Here is a 970-nt window from a genome sequence, read left to right as displayed (position 1 = left end):
CGCCAGACGAGCTCGTAGTCGACCGGCGTCTTCTTGCCCTGCCGGTACTTCTTGCGCCTGGCCGCCTGGTCGAGCCGGTTGTGGATTTCGGCCTGCAGGGTCTCGTCCGTCCAGGTGTCGTTGAAGCGGATGTTGAAGGTCGCGGTCGCTTTGGCCGGGATGACATTGGTGGCCGGGTTGCCCACATCGATGGAGGTGACCTCCAGATTGGTCGGCTGGAAATCCCTGGTTCCCTTGTCGAAAACCGGATGCAGCAAGGCATCGACCAGGCTCATCAGCCCGCGCACCGGATTGTCGGCAAGCAAGGGATAGGCGACATGGCCCTGGCGGCCATTGACGGTGACGGCGCCGGACATCGAGCCGCGGCGGCCGATCTTGATCATGTCGCCCAGCGCATCCGGGTTGGTCGGCTCGCCGACGACAGAGGCATCCCATTTCTCGCCCCTGGAAGCCGCCCATTCGAGCAGCTTGACCGTGCCGTTGATCGCGGGGCCTTCCTCGTCGCCGGTGATCAGCAGCGAGACCGAGCCTTTCGGACCGCCATTGGCCTCGACATGGCGCGCCACGGCGGCGATGAAACAGGCGATGCCGCCCTTCATGTCGACGGCGCCGCGGCCATACATCTCGCCATTGGCGATCTCGGCGGCGAAGGGCGGATGCGTCCAGGCGGCTTCGTCGCCGACCGGCACCACGTCGGTGTGGCCGGCGAACATCAGATGCGGGCCATTGCCGGAACGCCTTGCATAGAGGTTTTCGATATCGGGCGTGCCGTCTTCGGAAAACACCGGCCGATCGACCAGGAAGCCGAGCGGTTTGAGCATCGTCTCCAGCGCGGTCAGCGCACCGCCCTCAGCGGGCGTCACCGAAGCGCAACGGATAAGGGCGGCGAGGTTTTCGGCAGGATCGGTCGGCAGCGTCATGGCAAAAGCGATAGTCGAAAGCGCAGGGCCTGTCACGGCCAGACATAGGG

1 protein-coding gene is annotated in these 970 nt (G+C 65.1%); it reads right to left on the bottom strand.

Translation table 11 applies throughout. The annotated features are described in order from the left end of the window. Window positions 1–920, bottom strand: a 920-nt coding sequence (gene dapE / locus EN969_RS32845) for a succinyl-diaminopimelate desuccinylase (RefSeq protein ID WP_127419825.1), incomplete at its 3' end; no start/stop codon positions are given. Window positions 921–970: the final 50 nt, after the last annotated feature.

Origin of the sequence: Mesorhizobium sp. M7A.F.Ca.CA.003.01.2.1 (genome assembly GCF_003998945.1) — a bacterium.
GTDB lineage: Bacteria > Pseudomonadota > Alphaproteobacteria > Rhizobiales > Rhizobiaceae > Mesorhizobium > Mesorhizobium ciceri.
This window is presented reverse-complemented; position numbering and strand designations above follow the sequence as displayed.